The sequence below is a fragment of the Staphylococcus sp. AntiMn-1 genome, assembly GCF_001663395.1.
Lineage (GTDB): Bacteria > Bacillota > Bacilli > Staphylococcales > Staphylococcaceae > Staphylococcus > Staphylococcus equorum.
In genome coordinates this window covers 1,862,458-1,886,221 of the sequence record NZ_CP012968.1, presented here as the reverse complement: position 1 = coordinate 1,886,221, position 23,764 = coordinate 1,862,458, and the positions used below count along the sequence as shown (strand labels likewise).

Below are 23,764 nucleotides of genomic sequence, written 5' to 3'. Positions count from 1 at the left end.
TGAAATCAAAAATATGAAATTTGATTTCATCCCCAATCTATAACTTTAAAATCCTTTAATATATTAGCCTCAAATTTGTACGCTAACTTAGATCATGATACTTCTTAACCAATCAGCTCACTAAGTTTTTCCAAACTTCTAATCAAGACAAAGCAACACTATATAAAATAAACCACAATACTATAACAAAACAATCGTTTTCCCAATTGTTTAAATTTACATTAATATGGTATTATTTTTATGTAATAAAATATGCATAAAAATTAAGGAGGCTAATATGGAAGAATATTTACTGTTATTAGGAGCTGATCAATTCCTTAGAGAACGATCATATGCCGGTGGGAAATTAATAGGAGATTTTCAGATATGGACAGCAATAAAAGGTTCGAAATATAAATACAATGCTTATTTTGATTTTTGTATTGATGCAGACCCCTTAAGTTATGAGGATATAAAAAATGAAATAGACTATTATAAAACACAAGGTTATGAACCTAAATCTATAGTTCCTTTAAATGATTGGACACTTAAAGTAGCTAATAAGTTAAACAAAGACTACGGGTTGCCTTACCTTGATGATGAAGTCGTAGAAGCTTGTAGAAATAAATATCTAATGAAGGAAGTATTTGAAAAAGCTGATATCCCTACTCCAAAATCGAAACTTTTTGAAACTATTGAACAATTGAAAGAATTGATACAAATATTTGAATTTCCGGTTATTATAAAACCTGTAGATTTTGGTGGTAGTGGCGGCGTTTACTTAGCTCATAATGAAGCAGAATGTATGGAAGCTTACATGAAATCTCAAAAAGTTATGGCTGCTTATGCTGATTCTTTCAAAGTTTCTAAAAATACATTTCTAATTGAAGCGTTTATCGATAGTAACGAGGAAGTGTCTGTAGAAGTCTTATGTGGTGAAAACTTCTATGAAGTAATCACTGTCACAGAAAAATATTTATCTCCAAGACCTTGGTTTACTGAAATGGGTCACTTAGTTCCTAGCCACAGATATAAAGATGAAAATATTAAAAAACTAGCAATACAATCATGTAAATCTTTAGGAATTAATCGTGGGGTAGCTCACATAGAAATAAAAACCAAAGACAACAATCTATACGTCATTGAAGCCGCAGCTAGACCAGGCGGAGATGCTATTATGGATTTAGTTGAATCTTCTTACAGTATTAACCCCTATCAACTACATATTTCAATGTATATAAACAACAAACTCAAACCTCCATTCACATTCAGACCAAACAGCACATCAGCAATAGCTTTCATGAAGGCACAAAAAGGAAAAATAACAAATATCAATTTCCCAGATATATCAAAAGATACCGAAATTAAGCGTATCAGTTTATTAAAAAATATCGGTGATATCATAAGTGATCCTGAAAATTGGAGCAGTCGTGATGGTTTAGTACAATTTAGCTGGCCCGAGCTACCAACTACTAAAATATATAAACATATAAATAAAGCTAATGATTTAGCAAATAAAATTTTTGATAGTAGTGATGATTATAATGAATAATTACTTAATCATTACGGCTTTATATAGATTTATCTGTGGTGGATTAATTCTAGCGATTAACTGGGAATTAGCCAGTCCTGAATCTACAAGTGATTTAGCGATTTCAACTATTCTCTCATTCGTTCCTGCAATATTCACTCCATTTTTAATCAATTTATTTTTCAAAAATTATTCAGGCAGTAACCTTACAAAATTATCTTTTTTAGGAATATTTTTTATAGTTATCGCTATCACCATGCTTTACCAAAACACGCTTTTATTAATACTTTTGAATTTTGCTTTATGGATTGTATTTTTTCTATTAGAAACAAGTTTAGAATTGTGGTTTTCTGAATTAGTTGAGAATAAAAATGAAGAATTTATTAATAAATATAGTTCTCTTTCAATGACAGTCAATCAAGTCGCTTTAATGATAGGCCCTTTGTTTATTGCAGTAATTATGAAATTCATTGCTTTATTTTGGATTTTTTTAATATACGGGATAGTCTACTTCTTACTTCACTTAGGCATTAAAAAAGTAAAATTGATTACACATGATGTTACCTGTGAAACTGCACATACTTCAAAGGAAACTGTTAAAATAGTTCATTACCTAATTGTTATGCTTATGTGGCCGATATTAGGAACTATCAATTTTATGTTACCTACATTTACAGCATATAAAAATCGAGAGATACACGAAGTAGCATTATTAGATAGTGCTTTAGGCGTTGGTATGGCATTTATCGGTATTTTACTTAGTAAGTATATGTCCTATAAATGGATGAATATCTTTTTAATTATAAGTATATCAATATCTGTTCTGTGGTATTACTACGAGGATACAATAATAATAAAACTGCTATTAATGCTATGCTTTGGTCTATCTTTTGGTGGTGCAAGAATCATATTCAGAAAAATAATCGTGACAGAATACGCAAGTCACACTGTAAAAAGTGTTTATTCCCTGGGAAATGCACTCGGCCTACCCATTCTTTCTGTTTGTATTTATCTAGGCATGTTGAATTTGGATCTTGTTTGGTTACCCTCATTCATTTTATTAACTATATTACTTATTTTACTTAAAACTCAATACCAAAAAGGAGCTCTGTAGATAAAAACTCAAATAGTTAAATTATAAAATTGATTATATTGGACAAAAAGGACCTCAGGTTTAACTATTTGAGCTTAATTTCAGGTGTCGTTAACTTCATAATATCGACAGTGAACAATTATGGTTTTTCTCTTTTTAGAATAAAATTCTTCACAAATTTATATTTTTTCCGGTCGTATTTCGCGTATGAGTAACTTAGCACACTAAATGTAGCTGCACCCAGCAAGTTCACAAATAAATCTTTCATTGTGTCATGTATGCCGACATCAAGATAGCCACCATCAACCACATTTTCTACATGATTTCCCGACTCGTCTTTACTCTCTATAATTGTTTTCTCAATATTATCAATGTGATGCACAGTATTGTGCTCATTTGCCAAAGCTGCACTATTCACTTTTTGAACTACTCGATCTTTTTGCATGTCCATACCCATACCCTGATCAACAGTATATTCAAAGAACTCCCACATCACACCGATTGTCATAGAAAAACAAAATGTAACGATTGCCAGAAACAGTGGATTTAAATTGATTCCTCGTACATTTTTATTAAGTAAAAATACTAGTGAAAATCCAATACCTGCAGCTAAAAAGCCATTAATTGAATGAAGCATTGTGTCCCACAGTCTGAAATAACTGTAAAAATCTCCAAGTTCACCTAAAATCGTAGAACTAAAAATAAACAGTATAATTATAAATTCAAGTAAATTAGGGATTTCAATTTTTAATAATCGTTCAGTTAATTGTGGAATGGTAAAGAGTACAAGCGTCAAAACAAGGGTGAAAATCACATCCCATCTTTGGATAAATATCAATTCATTAATAAGGCTGAACATAACAATTAAGCGCAAAATCACATATACGGTGATTACTTTCTTATTTGCCGTTTTCGTGCTACTTGTAAATATCTTTTTAAAATTATTCATAGGCAACCTTCTCCAATACTTATAGCGTATAACTTACAACCAATGAAATGATATATAAGCAGTTTTATAGTTTTTACTCGCTTCGTTTATCCCATTCACATATAATGGATATTTTTTCATTCTCTAATTTTGCGCATATTTTACCATCCATTTTCTTCATATAACTTTGTGCAATTGATAAGCCCAATCCGCTTCCATATCCTATACGAGAACGATCTGCCATATAAAAACGATTAAATATTTGTTCTACATTTTCTTGAGTTAAATTCGGTGCATCATTTTCCATGATGACGATAACTTTAGCATCTTCTACTTTTAAATAGATGTTCACATCACCATTTGAATATTTAATCGCATTCGCTATTATAGTTTCTTAAACTATAACATTACAAGAGGCATAGAAACGAATAAGCAAACCTGTTAAATGAATAGAGTAACATTCTAAGTGAATTATTTTTAGCGTCATGTTTGATGCGTTTCTACATATAAGGCACTAAAAGTCGAGCTATAAACATTAAAAGTATAATTTCACTTTATGTATCTTCAAATACGTAGTTAATCCTCTTTATTAATATTTGAATGTACATTACATGAAAATAATATATAATGGTGATAAACACTTTTAGTTACAAGCAATAAGGAGGAGATTACAATTCAGAAATTAATTTCAATAGTGGTAACAGTATATAACAAAGAACCTTTTTTAGAAAATTGTATTCAATCCTTAATTAATTTAAATATTGATAAGTCGCAAATTGAAGCTATTTTTGTGGATGATATTTCCACAGATGGTTCGTACGCAATATTAAATCGTTATGCTGAACAATATGAATTTATTCGAGCTATTCAATTAGATGAAAATTCAGGCGGCCCTGCAATCCCACGTAACATTGGTATGCAAGAAGCCAATGGAGAATATTTAACTATACTAGATGCTGATGATTGGTTAGAAGCAGAAGGTTTTCCTAAATTAATTCGTCAGATGCAAACACATAATTCAGATATTGGGTTTGGTCAATGTTACAAACATATGAATAATGAAATAAGAAAAGTAGCTAACTTCGCTTCTTATAAAGAAGCGAATGGACTGGTACCTTATGAAATTTATAATATATTTAGAGCTGTTGGCCCTTGGGGTAAAGTGTTCAAGCGCTCAACTGTTATTGATAACAATATGAAGTTCAAAAATTTAAAGTATGGAGAAGATAAACTGTTTTATTCTGAATTAATCAGTAAATCTCAAAGTGCTTCTATGTCACCAGAACCTGTCTATCATGTAAATCGTTATGCTGATAATATTTCATTAATAAAAGCCACTGACATGATGGAAAAATCTCAGTTTAATTTGGATGTACTTAAAGAAATTATTCAAATGGAACTTCCTGAATACGCTAAAGAGCAAATTTTATGTCGTATTTTAGAAATGGATTTTATTTCTCGTTTCTTAGTTACAAAAACATTCTTGAATTCTAATGACAAGGATTTCTTTTATCAACAATTCAATGAAGTTGAGTCTGTAATCACAGGTGCAGGCTACGAGATGGAAAAATTATTAATAAATGATAAGTATAAAAATGTTTATCATACATACCACCATAACCAAAAGAACTTTGTAGCATATATTGGATATATGATTTATGAAGCAAATGCTTATAAATATATTAAAGATCACATGGTTTATTTTAAATATCCTGAAAGTTTCAAGAATTTGGTTGAACTTAAAACAAAATGTACTGCCATATACAATGGTACAAGACTAATCAATAATACATTTTATGAAGTCATAGAATTGTATAAACAGCCTAATATAGCTATTGACGCAGTAAAATTAGTCAAAATTAAAGATGACCGCTTCAGTAAAAAAGTGGATTTCATAGTAGAAAATGACTGTATTTATATTAAAACAGACGATTTGAAATTTGAAGATACTGATTTTAATATTTCAATTCAATATAACGGCTTTGACCAAGTGTTAGTTCGTGCAACTTATCCAAATTTTAATGACCAAAGTAAATTAAAACGTCAGAACTTTCACCTTGAATTTATTTCAGATAAAAAAGAAGCTGTTTCATTAAATACGGATCATTATCTAGTACATGCGCCTGACCATATTGTTGTGAAACAAGAAATCAACAGATATAAAAATACTGATTTCAATGATCCCCTCGACTCAATTGCAAAAGGGCAACTTATAAAAATTAAAGCAACTGGGAAAAGTGCTGATCAAACACCTCTATTAATCACCAATGATGATTTATACATCACAGCGGATAAAGCGTTTGTAACAGAAATAAATCTTAATAAGATTGAAGGTTATGTATCTCATATTCCAAAATCAGTAGAAGTTATTAAAAAATGTAAATTGTACGAAACTATTTCATTTAACAACGATCCAATTAAAACTTTAAAACCTGGAATGACATTAGATATTGTTGATCTTGCATTCACTGACAAGCTTACACCTAGATTAAAAACTTCTGATGGCTATTATTTAACAGCAAATGAAAAATTTGTTGATATTATAAACTGATTATACTTAAGATGAAAAAACGCAATCTCACTATTGTTAAGTGGATTGCGTTTATTTTTTATAAATTTAAGTTGTTAATAAATGCTTTTAATTCATCTTTCATGTTCTTATCTTTTAATGCATATTCAATCGTTGTTTGACAAATCCCAGCTTTTCTCCGACATCATAACGGTTACCTTCGAAATCATATGCATAAACTTGGCTTTCGCTATTCATTCTCTCAATGGCATCGGTTAATTGAATTTCATTCCCTGCGCCCTCTTTTTGACTTTTAAGATAATCAAAAATTTCTGGCGTTAAAACGTAACGTCCCATGATTGCTAAGTTTGATGGTGCTGTACCTTGTTTTGGTTTTTCCACAAATTGCTTAACTTTATATTTTAATCCTAATTTTTCTAAAGGATCAATGATACCATAACGATGTGTCTCTGAGTCTGGCACTTCTTGTACGCCAATCACTGACTTGCCTGTTTCTTCATATACATTCATCAATTGTTTAATTGCTGGCGTTTCAGATTCTACAATATCATCACCTAAAAGAACTGCGAATGGTTCATTACCAATAAATTGTCTTGCTGAATAAATCGCATGACCTAAACCTTTTTGTTCTTTTTGTCTTACGTAAAATATATTAGCAAGGCTTGTAGAATAATGTACTTTTTCTAGTAAATCTGTTTTACCTTTGTCCTCTAATATCATTTCTAATTCTTTTTGATTATCGAAATGATCTTCAATTGAACGTTTATGTTTACCCGTTACGATAATAATATCTTCGATGCCCGCTTTTGCAGCTTCTTCAACTATATACTGAATTGTAGGTTTATCTAAGATTGGTAGCATTTCTTTCGGCATTGCTTTTGTTGCTGGTAAAAATCTTGTACCTAAACCAGCTGCCGGTATGATTGCTTTTTTTATTAGTTTCAAAGTACTCAACTACTCCTTTATTAAATGCTCAGTTTTAATACTTAAGATATAAGTTTACCACTATTTAATTTTTGGAGATAGTATTTTAAAAATCGAACCATTACTTTAAAGAAAACACAAAATAAAACTGTAGATAAAAACTCTTTTGAGCCTTTATCTACAGTCTTTAATGAATTTATTTAACTAATGAGTATGAGCCTGAGGGTCAATTTCACAGCTTCCCCCTGAGCCATAATTATTAGGTTCTTTATTACCAGTGATAACTAATACATATAAAGTATATAGTGCTATTACTCCAGCAACAACTGCACCAAATGCACCAGCTAATAATGAAGCACCAATCATGCCACCACTACCGGAGCTTGCAACTGCTAAAACACCGACAATAAATACAATAGTTGCCACCATCGCTATAAAACCGCTGATATGAGAAACTATTGCAAGAACCATCGTACGATTTGTATCATGTAAACGTCTGGCCATAACGGTAAATGAAGGAATAATAATTGCAATTGCGAATACACTGCTTAGTAAACCTGCTGATACTATTCCTAAAAGCGAAGATATTACGAAGTTAATCCAAAAAGGATGCCAAAAGTCAGGACGAGTAGATCTGCCATTAATGTCCAAAAAACGCGTCCAAAATTCTTTATAACTTTGAATAACTTGATTTTGTGAATTGTTCATATAATTTCCCCTTTAGTTTGATAGTAATAGTATACGAAACTAAAGATGCATATAGCAAATAGCTTTTAAAAAAGATGTATTAAATCCTTAATTTCAATTTTAAAATAATTTTTATTCACTTTTTATTTATATATAAAAGAACTGCATATCATAAACGACATGCAGTTCTCATTATCTTAAATCTAATCAGACGATTTTTGTTTTTTACTTTGATTAACCATGAAAATAACTTCCTTGAGCATCACTGCTTTAGAACCACAGGTCTGCGAGTAGTTCCATAGATTGTTTTCTTTTTTCTGGGTCATACGCATAAGTCGCAATGATAAGTTCATCCGCTCCAGTCTCTTCAGTGAATGCTTCTAATTTATTACGAACTGTTTCAGGTGAACCCACCGCTTTGATACTGAACATTGATTCCATCATTTTTCTTTGTTCTTCTGACCCTAATTCTTCGGGATCTACAGGTGGTTGTAGCTTACGTTGCTGACCAGTATGCATATCTCTCATCATTTGAATCGTCGTTGTCCAAATTTTTTCTGCTTCTTCATCTGTTGGTGCTACAACTACATTAATCCCCGCCATGACATACGGTTCATCAATCTGAGAAGTTGGCGCATCCGTCTTGAATGTTGAACGGTACATGTCAATTTTTTGTTTATAGTCATCAGGTGCAAAATGTGTCGCAATAGAATACGGCAGGCCAAGCTGTCCAGCAATAGATGCACCATTTATACTTGAGCCCAATACCCAAATTGGTATATTCGTACCTGTTCCTACTGTGGAAGTCACAGGAACACTGTTACCGAGACCTTCGTCGCTAAACCAGCCCATAAGGTCAAAAATAGAATTTGCAAAAGTCTGTGCATCACTATCAGAACGTGTAATCAATTGTGATGTCTTTTGATCAGTGCCAGGCGCTCTTCCAAGTCCAAGGTCAATTCTCCCAGGATAAAGTTGTGCAGTCGTGCCGAAATTTTCAGCTAACTGCAATGGTGAATGGTTTGGCAACATAATCCCGCCCGAGCCGACACGAATATTTTTTGTTCGTGCTGCTGCCATCGCAATCAGTTGTGATGTAGCACTGGATGCAAGATTTTTTGTATTATGATGCTCAGCAAACCAAAGTCTCTTGAACCCAAGATGATCTACAAGCTCTGCATTATCCATAGATGCTTCAAGCGCTTCTTTGACTGTTTGATTTTCTGAAATGCCTACAAGTTCGAGGACACTTAATGGTATATGTTTTGTCATTTATTTAGTACTCCTTTATAAACCTTATTGAATATTGATGATTTTCTAATTTAATATCATGCCTATACTTTTATATTTAAAACGTATATGAGCATCACACAATTAAAAAAATCCTCTGCTGATTACATGATAAAACACCAGGCGATATAAAGATAATTTACTGTTTATAGCATCTAAATATTCAATGTAACAACGATGTAACTAGCATTCTTTATTATTAAATTTAAAAAGGGTCTGTTCTGTTATTTAATTATTTCTCGGGAAATAAAAAAGATGAGAACACTACTTTTCATAGTGTTTTCATCTTGTTAAATTTTATAATTCATTAATAACAACTCAATTTATTTGGCTTCGTAATACCTTTCTCCAAGTATATTCGAGATAGTGTATTTCGATTTGTCCAAGTCTTTCTCTATAAAATTTGGAACATTCTTTTCTTCGATATCGTACATTACTTCAATTTCTTTGGAAAATAAACTTGATTGTTCATTTAAATATAATGAGAATTTTGGCAATGGATTTGGCTCTATAGTTGTAGAAGTATCTAATTTTTCTAATGCATCTATATAAGTTTCTAATGAGCGAGCTCCTACAATTTTTGTTCCTTGGTTATCTTTATTAACGATTACTATTGTTGGGAATCCACGTACGCCCAATTGACTCACTAAATTAAAATCTTCCGTAAGTAGATTTTGTCCTATGTCGCTGTCTGCGATGTTTAAAATTGAGTCAACATCTATAGTATTGTCACCTTTATATAAATCTTCAACAATATGCTTAAGCACTGCTTTATCTGAAATATTTTTATTAAAAACAAAAACAGCTTCTCTAACTAATCTAGTAAATTTAATTGCAGCCGCAGGTGAATCTACATGCTGAATTGCTTTATAGAGTCTAGATGCAGGAAATGAAGATTGAACAGGATCTATTTCCATTATTGTGCCATCAATAGGCATGCGTGAATAATTCCCTACTTCTTGCCAGTGTGAGGTAACATCTGCAGGCTTGTAGATACCATTCGCTGGATCTATCGGGCCGTCTCCCCATTCTTCTAATAATCCCCATAACCATTTGGAAATTAAATAAATGACCATATTGTACAAGTAATTTATTTAGAGTTGGTTCAAATGCCCAACAGTGTGAACACATAGGATCTGTTACATAATACAAAGTTAAATTCGGTGCGCTCACATCAAAATTTATCGTTTCAATTTCATTTTCCTCACTTGGTTTACATATACCAGAATACATATCACATACCATGTTTTTTTCCATTGAGATAACCTCCAAAGTTTAAATATAACTAATATAGCTTTATAATAAGTATTAATAGCGATAATAAGTACCAACAAAGATATATTAATGTTGGATATTCAACACTAATGACAAAGTGTTGGGAGAAAATGAGGGAGTCGAATGCTAAAATCAAAATCAGACTTACGAGTTATTAAAACCAGAAAGTCAATTATGCAAGCATTTATTAAGCTTTCAGATGAAAAAGATTTTAAAAATATAACTGTAAAAGATATTACGGAAGAAGCACTTATTAATAGAGCTACGTTCTATTATCACTTTAGTGATATTTACGATTTACTAGATAAAGTCCTTGCCGAAGAATTATTGATTAATTTGAACTATGCAAATTATGAACAACGTCAATTAGATGAGGCTACTATTTCTAATATTTTTAAAACAATCGCAGAGTTTCAATTATCGTTAAATAGAAGATGTCATAGGAGTTATCCTGAAACAATCGGCAACATTATACAAGAACACGTTGAAAGAGTACTTTATAAATTGTTGCTAGAGGTGAATTTCGAGGATGATGATACACGACACTTAGCTGCAACGATGCTAAGTGCAAGTATATATCGAGCTTCTGAAAAATGGTGTCAAAGTTATAGCGATATCCCTGCTGAAACCTATATCAATCGTGTGATTCCATTCATTCTTTCTGGCTTAATATCTCGTGACAAAGAATAAATGAAACGAGGCGCTTTAGATGGAAATTATAATTATTATATTACAAATTATTTTAGGCATATTTTTCATAATGACAGGTTCTAAAATATTATCCGGAGCCATGAAAGCTGATTTTTCGCGACTTGGTTATCCACCCATTTTCAATCAAATCACTGGTACAATTGAGTTGCTTGGTGGTTTAGCAATGCTTATCGGCATTTTCTATGGCATGTTCGCTTTCTTAGCTAGCATATTACTTGGCGCGACAATGTTAGCAGGCGCGTTATCTCTCGTATTTTTAGGAAACGATCCTATTAAGAAGGCAATGCCAGCAATCGTGTTATTTATTTTAAATTTAATCATATTTATCTACTATGTATCATCAGGACTTCTATAATAAATATTGAAAGTCAACAACCCTCTTAACGCGTTTATATACAAAACGTTAAGAGGGTTGTTCTTATTTTAATCAGTCTCCCGAATTCATAATAATTAGTACTTTATTAAGCAAATGTTATCCTCTCACTGCCATTCCCTACTATTTAATTGTTTTAATTATAAACACAATAATAATTATATTGTGATAATTACAATCATTATTTTATATTATGATATAATTATTGAAAAAGGAGGATTATATGACCAACGGATCAGAAGTTTTAATATGGAAGCAAAATAAAGTCGCTAAGAAATTTATCGAAGTACAAGCCACTTCACCCCAATCTGCTAAGACTTACGAAAGTTTAAATATTAAATACAGTAGAACGTTTAAAAACTTATTAAAAAAAGAGGTGATTAAAAAAACTGAAAATAAATACTACCTTGATATAAAAGCATGGGATAAATTCAGAAAATCTTTTAAAAGACTATTTCTATTTTAAAAACATATATAACTTTTGGTTAAGCGCTTTTTCGTCTTCTTATGTGCTTTTCACTTTTAACCCACGATAACGATTAAGCGTTGCACAGAATTCCTGCTTTCTTGGCAAAGCTAAATTTCCTGGGTGTCCATTAAATGGAGTAAGTGCGTCTAAACCATTGTGCTCTATAAAATCATAAAGCTTGTCAGCTGCTTGAGTTAAAGTATCCTGCTTATTTAATAGATGCTTCTGGTAATAATCAATCATGTCCGCCAAACATTGTGTTTGGCTATTATCTACCAATTGTTCCAAACCTGAAATATCAATAAGTTCCTTACCATATAAAATCGAATACAGTCCTTTAACTTTAAAACGATTTTCTTTGCCTTTTTTAGAAAAACTAGACTTTAACGGGATGCGTTTAGGAATGTCTCCGAATTTTTTATCTATATTCGTGTTTTTATTACTATCGTTTGACGTCGCAATGGATTTAGCTTGTGCTGTAACATCTTTCAATACATACTCATCCATCATCAACACTTGGTCTGCCGCCTCAAAATAATCGCCCGAGCCACCCACAATTAAAATTGTAGAAACATCATAATCTTTATAAAGTGATGTTACCTTACTCGCAAATGGTGTGATAGGTTCTTTCTCAGGCGCAATCAGTTGTTGCATACGGCTATCTCGAATCATGAAGTTTGTTGCAGATGTGTCCTCATCAATTAGTAATAATGATGTGTTTGCCTCTAATGCTTCCATCACGTTCGTTGCTTGCGACGTACTGCCACTCGCATTTTCAGTCGAGAATTGCTGAGTATTTTTATTTCCCGGTAAATTATTTATAAAGGGACTGATGTTCACTTTTTCTATATTACGGCCATCTTCTGCACGTATTTTCATAGCATCATGACACGTAATAACGTATTCTCTACCGTCACTAGGAATATGATTATAGACACCACGTTCTAATGCTTCAAGTATCGTTGACTTACCATGGAAACCTCCGCCAACAATTAAAGTAATCCCTTTCGGAACACCCATACCAGTGATGGTTTTCCCACTCGGTAAAGACAATTCAACTTCTACATTTTCCGGACTATTAAACGCTACAGCACCGGATAATTGTTTATCTGAAACACCACTTTTACGTGGCAATATGGAACCATTCGCGACAAATGATACAAGTTGTCTACGCTCAAGTTCTTCACGAATAAATGCTTGGTCCAACATTAACGTAACTTGTGTCTTTAATGCAGCTTGATCAATATTTTTATAAAGTAATGCATGCTCTACAATTTCTGGTAACGTGTCGATTAATATATTTGCTGCGACTTTTCCTAAAATTTTCCGACCTGCTGCTGGCAAACTAATTTCTAGCCTCACTTCAATGTCCTGTTTATTGATCACAACAGCAGTCCGCTCTAATATCTCTTGACCACAACGATCGATAGAAATATTTCTAGCACTTTTTGCGTGTTTATCGTTATGTTTCAACGATTCTATACTTTCTTTAAACACTCGAGCTAGAAAATCAGATACTGCCACAATTTTATTTTTGGAATCTATCAGATTGTCTGGAATATTTGCCGTTTCACGATTCATGATAATTCTCATTTTTGAAGGCGGCGCATACGGATCCACTTGTGCATGATCAATTGCAAGACGAAACTGCTTAAATTGATACATACCCTTCAGCCGTTTATATGCACCATACTTCTGTCCATCTAATGATCTTAATAGCTGCGCAAATTCTGTAGCTTGTTTCAATAGTGTACCTCCTTCAGTGATGCTTTATTAAAATACTTTAGACGCTCTTTCTAATATTTACCCAGTATAAATTATTAAATTAACTGTGTACAACATTTATTGTTTTATAGTGAAACTACCTCTCGCAATAAAACCCAAAAGAAACGTAGCAACATCAAAAAATATATATGATTACTCTATTCCCAAATATAATTGAATTAAGTATTTTCTAAATTGCTTGATTCATATAGGTAACGCTATGTATTAATAGTTTTATTTATTTTTTGGTAAAGCATATTTACTAATTCTTTATTCCTTTAAAATTAAACATACTAGTGAGATAATCATTAAGTAAAACTATTCCTGAATTAGAATAAAAGTAATTGGAATTAGACAATAGAAAAATTAGGGGGACTACGATGACATTTGATGAATATGTAAAAAATATCGATGAAAAATGGAAAGACAGTTTTTTAAAGATATGGCATACGATTGAAGCACACTTGCCTGTGGGATTTATAGTAGATATACAGCATGGTATACCTGGATTTGCAGTTCCGAAATCAACTTATACTGATGGATATCATGTCGATCAAGCCCCACTCCCTTTTATCGCAGTTGCCGCTCAAAAACGTCATTTGGCTGTCTACCACATGGGACTTTACCGAGATGAGGCATTATACGAATGGTTCATCAATGAATATCCAAAGCATATGAACACCAAGTTGAATATGGGAAAGAGCTGTATACGTTTCAGTAATCCAAAGAAAATCCCTTATGACCTCCTTGGCGAACTGGCAGAAAAAACAAGCGTTGAAGAATGGATTGCACTGTACGAATCACGCCTGAAAAATTCTCAGTAAAATAAATAGTATTCATATAATCAAAGATAGAAGAGGAAGCATTATAATCAAATGCTTCCTCTTTTGGATTTTGTTGCTTACTTATCTCCCATTGATAAGGGTCTGCTAAACTGCCCCAATCTTGCTCTATTTCATAACGATTTAATAAACATGCATCGAGTTCACGTTCAATTTTTTCAGTATCTAAATCCGTTCCGATAATGACAAATTGTGTATTTCGGTCACCATATTCAATATCCCACGTTTCTGCAATATCTGTTCTTTCGTGTAAAATCTGTCTTTGTTGTTCTAATGGCATCGCAGCTACCCAGTAAGTCACTGGACTAATGTTACAAGATGACCCCGCTTGTGATAATAAACAAGCGACTTCATTATATTGCGCGAGCCACACGATACCTTTGGAACGCACGATGTTATCTGACATATTTTCCAACCATGTGTTAAAACGTTTCGCGTGAAACGGTAATCTTCTGGAATAAACAAAAGAACTAATACCATATTCTTCAGTTTCTGGTGTATGTGTCGCATGGCCACCTTCAGTTAATTCTTTAATCCATCCTGCAGAATCACTCGCTTTTTCAAAATCAAAGCGTCCCGTATTTAAAATTTCGTTTAATTCTACCTCTGCATTCACAGTTTTAATTAATTTCGCTTCAGGTTGTAACTGTCTCAGTACATTTTCAAGTTTCTGTAATTCCTCGTCAGTAACTAAATCTGTTTTATTCAATACCAGGACATCACAGAATTCAACTTGGTCGATTAGTAGATCTGCAATCGTGCGTTCATCCGTAACATCAGCACCTTGGTCTCGATCGACCAATAAATCTTCTGAGTTAATATCATTGGTGAATCGGTTCGCGTCTACAACTGTCACCATTGTGTCTAACTGACATATCGACGTTAAATCAATGTCGAGTTCGTCGTCTATGTATGAAAATGTTTGGGCAACGGGTACAGGTTCTGAAATACCTGTAGATTCAATGACAATATAATCTATATTTCCTTTGTGCACGAGACGTTCCACTTCTTTTAATAAATCATCTCTCAAAGTACAACAGATACAGCCATTTGATAATTCAACGAGTTTTTCATCTGTTCTCGATAAGCCGCCGCCTTCTGCAACCAAATCTTTATCAATATTGACTTCACTCATATCATTTACAATAACTGCTATTTTACGTCCCTCTCGATTTTTTAAAATGTGATTGAGCAACGTAGTCTTCCCTGAACCTAAATAGCCACTTAAAACAGTTACTGGAATTTTACTCATTAGACATAACTCCCTTTTATAAATCGTAATTATTACGTTTTATAATGTAACGTGAATTATCCCTAAAGTCAATATTATAATAATGACCTATTGATTAATTTTTCAATATTAAACGTAACTTATAAAATCAAAAAAGCTGACAAATAATGTTGTCAGCTTTTTCATTCTAAACTAATATTTTCCCTTCTTTTTTCGCACTATGCTTAACCGCTTCGGCGACTTGGTGAGTGACGTTTTTATCTAGCGCATTCGGAATGATGAAATCTGCTGCCAACTGATCTTCTCTTATTGATCCTGCAATTGCTTTAGCTGCTGTTATTTTCATTTCTGTTGTAATATCACTTGATTGTGCATCTAACACGCCTCTAAATATTCCAGGAAACGCTAGTAAATTATTAATTTGGTTAGGGTAGTCTGAACGTCCTGTTCCAATGATTGTAGCTCCAGCTTCTATTGCTTCTTCTGGGTATATTTCTGGGGTAGGATTGGCTAATGCAAAAACAACTGGGTTATCATTCATTGACTGTACATGATCTTTTGTTAACGCTTTGGGGCCTGATACACCAATAAATACATCTGCATTTTGAATGACATCATCCAATGTGCCTGTAGATCTTTCAGGATTTGTATATGTTGCAATATCTTGTTGAGCGCTGTTCATCCATGTTTCTGATTTATTTAAGACACCTTCTAGACTGACCAGTGTAATATTATTATATCCCGCTTCTAATAATAACTTAGCAATCGCAATACCTGCTGAGCCTGCACCATTAATAATTATTTTTGAAGAATAGTCCTCTTTTTGAACAAATTTAAGTGCATTGATTAATGCTGCAAGCACAACTATTGCCGTTCCATGTTGATCATCATGAAATACTGGAATATCAAGTTCTTCAATTAATCTCTTCTCAATTTCAAAACAACGTGGTGCGGATATATCTTCTAGATTAATTCCAGAAAAATTAGGCTCTAACGCTTTTATAATAGATATAATTTCTTCAGTATCTTTTGTATTTAATGAAATCGGAAATGCATCTACATTTGCCAGTTTTTTAAATAAAATACTTTTCCCTTCCATAACTGGTATAGCCGCTTTGGGTCCAATATCACCTAATCCAAGTACAGCCGTACCATCCGTAACTACAGCAATCATATTACCTCGTGCTGTTAACGAATTTACTTTTGATTCATCTTCTGTAATCGCCTTACATACTTCAGATACACCAGGCGTGTATACGACACTCAAATCCTGTTCATCATTAACCTCTACTTTACTCGTAATCTCTATTTTTCCTGAACGTTCATGGTGTAAACTGATAGAATCTGTAGTTGCATTTCTTACTGACATATTTATTACCCCTTATATAGTATTATGATTTAACTTAATATTTTTAACAAAAACGTGGCCATGATGACTGTTGATACGCCGCCTATTCTGGTAGCAACTTGTGCAAATGGCATAAGTGCCATGCGTTTAGATGCTGATAATATAGCTACATCTCCTGTACCGCCTAGACCACTATGACATCCCGTCACGATAGCGGCATCTACTGGATACATTTTCATCAATTTACCTACAAAATAACCAGAAACAATCATGGTTAATACGACTGATGCACATATGACAACATAAGCTGGTGTAACAATCTTAACGACATCTTCTAAAGGTATGTACAACATTCCAAGACCTACCATTAATGGCCAAGTTAAACTTGTAGATACAAATTTATATAAATTATGTGCGCCGTCTTCCATTTTGTGTGGCATTACTTTCAAACATTTAATAATCGTTGCAAATAGAATCATAATAACTGGCCCCGGTATACCTATGAATTTTTGACCAAGTGTACCGACAATAAAGAAACTACAAGCAATGAGTAAACCTGCTCCCATAAGTGAGAAATCAATGACTTTTTCTTTCTCTTCTTTATCATCATTTGTTTCATTTATGTTTTCAGATTTAATTAATTTTCCGTTTCCTGAAAGCTTTGTATGTTTTTCACCTACGCGCATCATGACTCCCGCAGTGACAACCGCAAATATATTACCAATTACTGCTGCTGGAATCATTTGAGAAACGAATGATTCAGCACTTCCTCCTAATATAGATGAGTATGCAATGGATAATGGGAGAATACCTTCACCAATCCCTCCTCCAATAATAGGTACAACAATATAAAACAATGTATGCTTAATATCATAACCAAATAATAAGCCGACTAATAAACCAGCAGATACTGCCATAATAGTCCCCACTAGTAAAGGCACAAACATACGTGTGAATCCTTGAATTAACACTTTACTATTCATACCTAAAATACTTCCAACAACTAAACAAGAAATATAGAAATATAAAAAATTCGATGTCTTCATTAAACTTGTAACCGCTTCCATTGAAGACGTATTAATAACATCTAAAAACACTAAAACAGATGGTACAAGTAATGCTAAAATAGCAGGTCCACCGATATCTTTTAAAATCGGCAATTTTTGACCAAGATCTCCTAGCAAGATACCCAAAATCATGATTACTGCGAATCCACCGATCATGTCTGCAGGTAATGTATTATATACGGATGCAGCTAATATAATTGCAGCTAGTGTTAAGTAAAGTGGCAATGGCAACACACCCACTTTAATATTAATCAGCCTTTTTCCTAAACTTTTAAAGCTGCTCTCTATTGGCATCCCACCATTAGTAAGCGCTTTCAAATTTGCTTTCGTATTCATTATTAACCCCCTTGTTACGTATAAATCTATTCTATTCATAAACAATATAAATTTATAGTTTATGAAATTTTAATTATCTTTTTGTAATTAAAAAAAACGAATCAAAAGGAATTTCACCCCTTTGATTCGGTAACATTTCACTATAATTCTATATAACCCTTTAAATACTGAAGATTATCCTTTTTAACCTTATAGAAATTAATCGGACGCCCTATACCATAATTTAAAGATTCCTCTAAAACCTCTATATCCGTTAAAAACTTTAAATATTTTCTTACAGAAACTCTCGAAATATTAACACGCTTTGAGATGTCATCTGTAGAGAATTCATTTTCTTCAAAGTATTTCATTTTATCAATAATCACTTGTAACGTTGCTTCCGTCACACCTTTTGGTAATTTCAGTTCTGAATCACGGTCAACAACTTCCTTGTTGAGAAACTCAGCATCAATATCCGTTTGATTAATACTACTTGTTTTATTAAAGAATGTGAGGCCTTTTTTATACCTCAGCAATGATTGTTGAAAACGCTCAAAATCGAAGGGCTTAATCAAATAATCTACAGCACCATAACGAAATGCAGTTTGAATCTCCTCGACATCCGTAGCTGCTGTGATGAGAATTGCATCTATTTTATAACCTTGCTCTCTTATATATTTAAGAAATGTTAATCCATTTTCCTCAGGCATGTATATATCCAGCAATAGTAAATCAATTTCTTTATTTTCTATATGTTTTATAGCTTCTTTAACATTTGAGACAATATCAACTGAAGTTTGGTCATCTATTTTTTTAATAAATTGTTGATTTATTTGTGCAACCATTGGATCATCTTCAACAATTAAGATATTTAACATTTATAGTCCCCCCTTTTCTGAATAATTTATAACGACTGAAAATGTCACATTACCTTCTACATTAGAAGCTACATTTATTTCACCGTTAAGTTTCTCTACGCTTTGTTGAACAAGGTGCAGCCCATAGCCTCTATGCTCCCCTTTAGAAGAGTAGCCCTTTTCAAAAATCTGATGTGCTAAATCACCTTTTAGACCTAAGCCTGAATCTACAACATCTATAATTAATGTGTTATTTATATATTTCAAATGTACGTCAATTGTTTTCTCACTAACAGCAGATGCGCTTAAAGAATCTATACTATTATCTATTAAGTTACCTATAATCGTAATCATTTCATGAGTAATATATGAATGTTTCGGTTCAGGAATCTTTGTATGGCTGATAATAGACAATTTAATATTTTGTTCTCTTGCCAAACTTAATTTGCCAATTAAGAAGCCAGCTAACACAGGATCTTTAATCTTCGACGTAATACTACCATTCTCTTCGCTACCCAATTCAACAATCTCATGTATATACTGTTTTAAATCATCATAATGTTCCATTTGCAGCAAACCAGAAATCACGTGCAACCTATTGCTAAACTCGTGTGACTGCGCACGTAATGTATCAGCATATGTCTTCACGCCCACTAACTGTTCCGAAAGTTTGTTCACCTCTGTCTTGTCTCTAAATGTTGAAATTGCACCAACAATTTCATTATTTACAACCAGTGGCACTCTATTAACCAAAATCTTCACTCCATTAATATTTTGTTCCTTGTCCAATTCTGGTTTACCTAACTCGAGTACTTTTGGTAGTTGTGTAGACTCCATATAATCATCAATCTTCATGCCTATCGGATTGCCTTTTAAATCTGCCTTATTAAATATATCCCTCGCTGATTTATTCACTAAATTAATCTTACCTTCTTTATCAACAGCAACGATACCTTCATGAACAGATTGCAACATCGTGTTCCTTTCTCCAAGTATCTTAGCGATATTCGATGGTTCTAAACCCAATAAAATTTTCTTAATATATCTAGACAGTAAATATGCACCAATGGCACCGACAATCAGTCCAACAATTGACCCAATGATAATCTGCTTATTGCCATCTGCAAGTGCTTCAGAAACACTTTTCATCGGCACACCAACGGCAACTACTCCAACTTGTTTACCATCATCATAAACAGGTGTAAATGACCTTAATGATTCACCGAGTGTCCCTTTAGAAATCGAAGCACTCTCTTTACCGTGCAGTGCATTCGTTTCATCGCCACCTTTAAAATGCTTACCAATGCGTTTTTCATTAGGGTGCGATTTTCGTATCCCTTTCATATCCATCACAACAATAAAACTCACATCCGTTGATTGTTGTATTTCAGACACATAAGTTTGTATGCTGTTATCATTGTCACCTTTTTTCAAAGTAGATTGAACAATCTCAGACTGAGCAACGGTCTTACCAATTACTTCAGCCTTCTCTTCAGTTGTTTGATGTATAGTTTCTTTAATTGTCTTACTAATCAATACACTCGTAATAAGTAGTGAAAATAACACTACAATACATACTACAATAATAATCAATGTGCTTAACTTTAGTTTCTGTTTCTTCAAAGCCCCAAACCGCCTTTAGTTATTAAAATTTATGCATATAATTATTAGAAATATAGCATACTTTTGGAATTAATTAGTATAAGTTTTAAATATTAAATTCAATAAAATAATAATATAATTTCAAAAGGAGCGTAAATATGCCCTTAAACAAGAGATAATCTACCGTCCTATGTAGCAGCTTAAGTATATGTTTTGTTTGCTAAATTACTTTTTAAAATTTAAAATTAATTTAAAGGTTAGGAGTATGATTTTTAAATTTTTAATGGAGTGAAATGCATGAATGACAGGATTGAACAATTCAAGAACATCATTAATGATTCTAATAAAATCACGTTTTTTACAGGGGCAGGTGTGTCTGTCGCAAGTGGTGTCCCAGATTTTCGTTCTATGGGTGGGCTATTTGATGAAATTTCAAAAGATGGCTACGCGCCTGAATATTTATTAAGTACGGATTATCTTCAAGATGACCCAGTAGGATTTGTTGATTTTTATCATAAACGTTTACTTTTAGCTGATAAACAGCCGAACCTTGTTCATCAATGGATTGCTCAACTAGAACAAGATAAACGTTCATTAGGGGTTATCACTCAAAACATCGACGGTCTACATTCTGATGCGAGGAGTCTTAATGTAGATGAACTGCATGGTACGTTAAATCATTTCTATTGTATTGACTGCCATAAGGCATATTTCAAAGATTATGTGATGAAGCATCATTTACGCGAATGTGAAGTGTGTGGAAGTCCTATTAGACCTGATATTGTACTTTATGGAGAATTATTAAATCAAAATACGATTTATAATGCACTAGATAAAATAAAAGAAGCCGATACTTTAGTCGTCCTAGGTTCGTCACTCGTAGTTCAACCAGCAGCAGGACTTATTTCGAAATTTCAAGGACAGAACCTAGTTATCATTAATAAAGACCATACACCTTATGATAACCACGCAACTTTAGTCATTCATGACGACATGGTCAAAGTAGTTAATGAACTAGGGTATGTAGAGTGAGTTAGGTAGTGAAATTAAAGTATTTATAAAAAAGGAGAACGCGTTTTATAAGACGCGTTCTTTTTTATTTGGTAATTTTTGAATCAATATTAAATAGTTTTAAAATACTGGAAACAACCTTATCGATAGTTTCACTGTTTTATAAATGAATGCATATATTATTTACTCCAGATATTGTTTTTGTTCAGTCATAATTTTATGCGAAGTCATATTCATTGACCTAAAGTATACTTTAAGGTCTATTATGAACAGTGAAGAATATCAATAGAAATATTCTGAAGTACGAATAATGGAGGAATTAATATATGTTAAATGTTAAAGCTAGAGCTGTGAATAGTCCAGATTCTGATTTTTATGCTACAGAAATTAAAAGACGTGATCTTGATACACACGATATTTTAATAGAAATTAAATATGCAGGCATCTGCCATTCTGATATTCATACTGCACATGGAGAATGGGGTCCCGTTAATTACCCATTAGTGCCAGGTCATGAAATCGCAGGAATTGTTAAAGAAGTCGGTTCTGAAGTTAGTAAATATCAAATAGATGACCGTGTCGGCGTGGGTTGCATGGTAGACTCTTGTGGAGAATGTGTTCATTGTCAAAATGGCGAAGAACAATACTGTCTAAAAGGAAACGTCGGTACATATGCAGGTACAGACAGATATGGTGAACCAACTCAAGGTGGATACTCAACACATATCGTAGTACATGAAGATTTTGTATTACGTATTCCTGATAATATTGGTTTAGATGCTGCTGCACCATTACTTTGTGCTGGCATTACGACTTATTCACCTTTAAATCATTGGAATGCAAATGAAGATAAAAAGGTAGCAGTTATAGGTATGGGAGGACTTGGACACATGGCTGTTCAAATTGCACGTGCTATGGGTGCTGAAGTAACTGTATTATCAAGAACATTAAATAAAGAAGAAGATGGTTTGAAATTAGGTGCTTCACATTATTATGCAACAAGTGATGAAGCAACGTTTGAAACACTTGCAAGCTCATTTGACTTAATTATTAATACAGTAAGTGCGAATCTGAAATTAGATGACTACCTTAGATTATTAACACTAGATGGTACAATCGTTAATGTTGGGGCACCCGCAGAGCCTATATCATTACATGTAGCAAATTTAATAGGTCATCGTAGATCATTTGCTGGTTCAGCTATTGGTGGTATAAGAGAAACTCAGGAAATGTTAGATTTCTGTTCAAAACATAACATTGAACCTCAAATCGAATTAATTTCAGCTGACCAAATTGATGATGCCTATGAGAGAGTGTTAGCTTCAGATGTTAAATATCGTTTTGTAATTGATACAAGTACTATGTAATATTTTTAATGAATAATATTCATTTGTAATGACTAAGGAGGTTATTAGATGGTTAGTGAATCTGATATGACTTATTTAGAGAAATGTGTCGAATTAGCAGAACAGGCATTGAATAAGGGAGACGAACCATTTGGATCTATATTAGTGAGTTCTAATGGCAACATTTTATTTGAAGATCACAACCATGTTAGTGGTGGTGATCACACTAGACACCCTGAATTCGAAATAGCGAAATGGGCTGCTAATCATTTAACACCAGAAGAGCGCAAGACAGCAACGGTTTACACTTCTGGGGAACACTGCCCGATGTGTGCCGCCGCTCATGGTTGGGTAGGTCTTGGAAGAATCGTTTATGCCAGTTCTTCTGAGCAATTAAATACATGGCTAAGTGACATTGGTGCACCACAATCACCAGTAAAAAGTTTACCTATCCATCAAGTTATTGAAAATGCTGATGTCGATGGCCCAGTTCAAGAATTGGCAGAAAAAGTACACGTTTTACATTTAAAGTTACACACAAAATAGTTTGATTTCTTGCTAAGCTATTTTTAAAAACGCCTAAAATTGGAT

Annotated in this window: 21 protein-coding genes and 2 pseudogenes; 10 read left to right on the top strand and 13 right to left on the bottom strand. The window is 33.0% G+C overall.

From position 1 onward, the window contains the following. The first annotated feature begins 277 nt into the window (after positions 1–277). Together AOB58_RS09225 and AOB58_RS09220 are read left to right on the top strand one after the other, a co-directional pair. Entirely contained in the window at positions 278–1,531 is a 1,254-nt protein-coding gene (locus AOB58_RS09225; protein WP_064783330.1) for an ATP-grasp domain-containing protein, read from the top strand. Then, a complete protein-coding gene (locus tag AOB58_RS09220; RefSeq protein WP_064783329.1) occupies positions 1,524–2,624 on the top strand; it encodes a hypothetical protein in 1,101 nt (366 codons plus the stop codon). Before AOB58_RS09225 ends, AOB58_RS09220 begins: the two co-directional genes overlap by 8 nt. 118 nt (positions 2,625–2,742) lie before the next feature. On the opposite strand, the gene AOB58_RS09215 is transcribed toward AOB58_RS09220, so the two are convergent. Together AOB58_RS09215 and AOB58_RS09210 are read right to left on the bottom strand one after the other, a co-directional pair. Beyond that, on the bottom strand, positions 2,743–3,552 hold the full coding sequence (locus AOB58_RS09215; RefSeq protein WP_002506301.1) for a DUF2238 domain-containing protein: 810 nt from the start codon (positions 3,550–3,552) through the stop codon (positions 2,743–2,745). Between the two features lie 73 nt (positions 3,553–3,625). Beyond that, positions 3,626–3,883 (bottom strand): sensor histidine kinase, encoded by a 258-nt coding sequence (locus tag AOB58_RS09210; RefSeq protein ID WP_040762673.1) that lies wholly within the window; start codon positions 3,881–3,883, stop codon positions 3,626–3,628. Positions 3,884–4,225: 342 nt separating this feature from the next. Between AOB58_RS09210 and AOB58_RS09205 the strand changes: the two genes are divergently transcribed. Then, positions 4,226–6,082, top strand: a complete 1,857-nt coding sequence (locus AOB58_RS09205; protein ID WP_081359022.1) for a glycosyltransferase family 2 protein — start codon at positions 4,226–4,228, stop codon at positions 6,080–6,082. 58 nt (positions 6,083–6,140) lie between these two features. Here AOB58_RS09205 and galU read toward each other — a convergent pair. The 5 genes and pseudogenes from galU to AOB58_RS14015 form a co-directional block, all read right to left on the bottom strand. Next, positions 6,141–7,006: pseudogene (galU, locus tag AOB58_RS09200) on the bottom strand (UTP--glucose-1-phosphate uridylyltransferase GalU). Between the two features lie 183 nt (positions 7,007–7,189). Beyond that, positions 7,190–7,636, bottom strand: coding sequence for a DUF805 domain-containing protein (locus AOB58_RS09195; protein ID WP_230622017.1), 447 nt, complete (start codon positions 7,634–7,636; stop codon positions 7,190–7,192). A gap of 306 nt (positions 7,637–7,942) precedes the next feature. After that, a complete protein-coding gene (locus tag AOB58_RS09190; RefSeq protein WP_002511738.1) occupies positions 7,943–8,944 on the bottom strand; it encodes an LLM class flavin-dependent oxidoreductase in 1,002 nt (333 codons plus the stop codon). A gap of 341 nt (positions 8,945–9,285) precedes the next feature. Then, entirely contained in the window at positions 9,286–9,957 is a 672-nt protein-coding gene (locus AOB58_RS09185; protein ID WP_335743663.1) for a DsbA family oxidoreductase, read from the bottom strand. Beyond that, positions 9,890–10,093, bottom strand: a complete 204-nt coding sequence (locus AOB58_RS14015) for a thioredoxin domain-containing protein (protein WP_335743662.1) — start codon at positions 10,091–10,093, stop codon at positions 9,890–9,892. Before AOB58_RS14015 ends, AOB58_RS09185 begins: the two co-directional genes overlap by 68 nt. A 267-nt stretch (positions 10,094–10,360) precedes the next feature. Here AOB58_RS14015 and AOB58_RS09180 point away from each other — a divergent pair, with 267 nt between their 5' ends. From AOB58_RS09180 to AOB58_RS09170, 3 genes are all read left to right on the top strand, one after another. Further along, positions 10,361–10,927 (top strand): TetR/AcrR family transcriptional regulator, encoded by a 567-nt coding sequence (locus AOB58_RS09180; RefSeq protein WP_002506296.1) that lies wholly within the window; start codon positions 10,361–10,363, stop codon positions 10,925–10,927. Between the two features lie 19 nt (positions 10,928–10,946). Continuing rightward, the gene (locus AOB58_RS09175; protein WP_021339360.1) at positions 10,947–11,303 is read left to right on the top strand and encodes a DoxX family protein; all 357 of its coding nucleotides are present in this window, start codon (positions 10,947–10,949) and stop codon (positions 11,301–11,303) included. A 241-nt stretch (positions 11,304–11,544) separates the two neighbouring features. After that, positions 11,545–11,787 carry a hypothetical protein gene (locus AOB58_RS09170; protein ID WP_021339359.1) on the top strand — a complete coding sequence of 81 codons (243 nt, stop codon included), beginning with the start codon at positions 11,545–11,547 and terminating at the stop codon, positions 11,785–11,787. 39 nt (positions 11,788–11,826) lie between these two features. On the opposite strand, the gene AOB58_RS09165 is transcribed toward AOB58_RS09170, so the two are convergent. After that, the gene (locus AOB58_RS09165; protein ID WP_064783327.1) at positions 11,827–13,536 is read right to left on the bottom strand and encodes an ABC-ATPase domain-containing protein; all 1,710 of its coding nucleotides are present in this window, start codon (positions 13,534–13,536) and stop codon (positions 11,827–11,829) included. A gap of 398 nt (positions 13,537–13,934) precedes the next feature. Between AOB58_RS09165 and AOB58_RS13355 the strand changes: the two genes are divergently transcribed. Beyond that, positions 13,935–14,378, top strand: a complete 444-nt coding sequence (locus tag AOB58_RS13355) for a DUF1801 domain-containing protein (RefSeq protein ID WP_021339357.1) — start codon at positions 13,935–13,937, stop codon at positions 14,376–14,378. A gap of 82 nt (positions 14,379–14,460) precedes the next feature. Here AOB58_RS13355 and AOB58_RS09160 read toward each other — a convergent pair. The 5 genes and pseudogenes from AOB58_RS09160 to dcuS all read right to left on the bottom strand — a co-directional run. Beyond that, positions 14,461–15,648, bottom strand: a pseudogene (locus AOB58_RS09160) (GTP-binding protein); the annotation flags it as partial. Positions 15,649–15,814: 166 nt separating this feature from the next. After that, positions 15,815–16,996 carry an NAD(P)-dependent malic enzyme gene (locus AOB58_RS09155; RefSeq protein WP_064783326.1) on the bottom strand — a complete coding sequence of 394 codons (1,182 nt, stop codon included), beginning with the start codon at positions 16,994–16,996 and terminating at the stop codon, positions 15,815–15,817. 29 nt (positions 16,997–17,025) lie between these two features. Continuing rightward, positions 17,026–18,378, bottom strand: a complete 1,353-nt coding sequence (locus AOB58_RS09150; protein ID WP_021339354.1) for a 2-hydroxycarboxylate transporter family protein — start codon at positions 18,376–18,378, stop codon at positions 17,026–17,028. A gap of 140 nt (positions 18,379–18,518) precedes the next feature. After that, on the bottom strand, positions 18,519–19,235 hold the full coding sequence (locus AOB58_RS09145; RefSeq protein ID WP_021339353.1) for a response regulator: 717 nt from the start codon (positions 19,233–19,235) through the stop codon (positions 18,519–18,521). Then, positions 19,236–20,837 carry a DcuS/MalK family sensor histidine kinase gene (gene dcuS / locus AOB58_RS09140; RefSeq protein WP_064783325.1) on the bottom strand — a complete coding sequence of 534 codons (1,602 nt, stop codon included), beginning with the start codon at positions 20,835–20,837 and terminating at the stop codon, positions 19,236–19,238. A gap of 276 nt (positions 20,838–21,113) precedes the next feature. Here dcuS and AOB58_RS09135 point away from each other — a divergent pair, with 276 nt between their 5' ends. From AOB58_RS09135 to AOB58_RS09125, 3 genes are all read left to right on the top strand, one after another. Continuing rightward, positions 21,114–21,848 carry an NAD-dependent protein deacylase gene (locus tag AOB58_RS09135; protein WP_064783324.1) on the top strand — a complete coding sequence of 245 codons (735 nt, stop codon included), beginning with the start codon at positions 21,114–21,116 and terminating at the stop codon, positions 21,846–21,848. Between the two features lie 305 nt (positions 21,849–22,153). Next, positions 22,154–23,194, top strand: a complete 1,041-nt coding sequence (locus AOB58_RS09130; RefSeq protein ID WP_002506279.1) for an NAD(P)-dependent alcohol dehydrogenase — start codon at positions 22,154–22,156, stop codon at positions 23,192–23,194. 48 nt (positions 23,195–23,242) lie between these two features. After that, positions 23,243–23,719, top strand: a complete 477-nt coding sequence (locus AOB58_RS09125; protein WP_002511750.1) for a nucleoside deaminase — start codon at positions 23,243–23,245, stop codon at positions 23,717–23,719. Positions 23,720–23,764 lie beyond the last annotated feature (45 nt).